Below are 962 nucleotides of genomic sequence, written 5' to 3' on the forward strand. Positions count from 1 at the left end.
CTGAGCGGTGACCCGCGAGACCGTGGCCGTATGGGACAGACGAAGTCACGATTTCGCCAGTTCACCGACGAGCAGTGGGAGCGGATAGAGCCCCTGCTGCCCTCGAACGAAGGGCGGCAGGGGCATCCGTTTCGCGACAATCGCAAAGTCGTCGAGGGGATCATCTACCGCTACCGAGCAGGTATTCCCTGGCGGGACCTACCTCGCGAGGAGTTCGGTGCGTGGCAGACCGTGTGGAAGCGTCACGCCCGCTACGCCCGGGACGGGACCTGGGATCGCATCCTGCACGTGATCCTGGCCGATGCCGACGCAGCCGGAAAGATCGACTGGAACGTCTCGGTCGACGCCACCATCTGCCGCGCTCATCAGCACGGCACAAATACAACGCGCCCTGAGCAGGACACAGGGGGCAGGGTCGAATCACAAGAACCGGCCCTTCCGGGACTGTGAACCCGCAGGTCATGGCATCGGTCGCTCGCGAGGAGGGCTGACCACCAAGATTCACAGTGCCGTCGACGGCCGCGGCCGACCGCTGGCGAACGTGATCACCGGTGGGCAACGAAACGACGGCGCGATGCTGGCCGAAGTCCTGGCCGACATCCACGTCCCACGCCACGGCAAGGGCCGACCCCGCACCCGCCCCGACGCGGTGATCGCAGACAAGGCCTACTCGTCTGGCACGATCCGCCGCCAGCTCCGCAGTCGCGGTATCGCCGCTGTCATCCCGGAGAAAAGCGACACCATCGCCGCTCGCGAACGCCGCGGCAGCCGCGGTGGCCGACCCCCGAAACTCGACACTGACCTCTACAAAGACCGAAACGTCGTCGAGCGTTCCTTCGCACTGGCCAAGCAATGGCGAGCGCTGGCCACCCGCTACGACAAACTCGCGATCACTTACCGCGCCGCCGTCACACTCTGCGCAATTCTCACCTGGCTACGCCGATTGGGAGACACACCCTAGA

General features: G+C 65.5%; 1 pseudogene. It reads left to right on the plus strand.

Features of this window, described 5'->3' with window-relative positions:
- Nucleotides 1-30: 30 nt before the first annotated feature.
- Nucleotides 31-961, plus strand: a pseudogene (locus DPA01S_RS16910) (IS5 family transposase).
- Nucleotide 962 lies beyond the last annotated feature (1 nt).

The organism is Dietzia papillomatosis NBRC 105045 (genome assembly GCF_001570845.1).
Taxonomy (GTDB): Bacteria; Actinomycetota; Actinomycetes; order Mycobacteriales; family Mycobacteriaceae; genus Dietzia; species Dietzia cinnamea.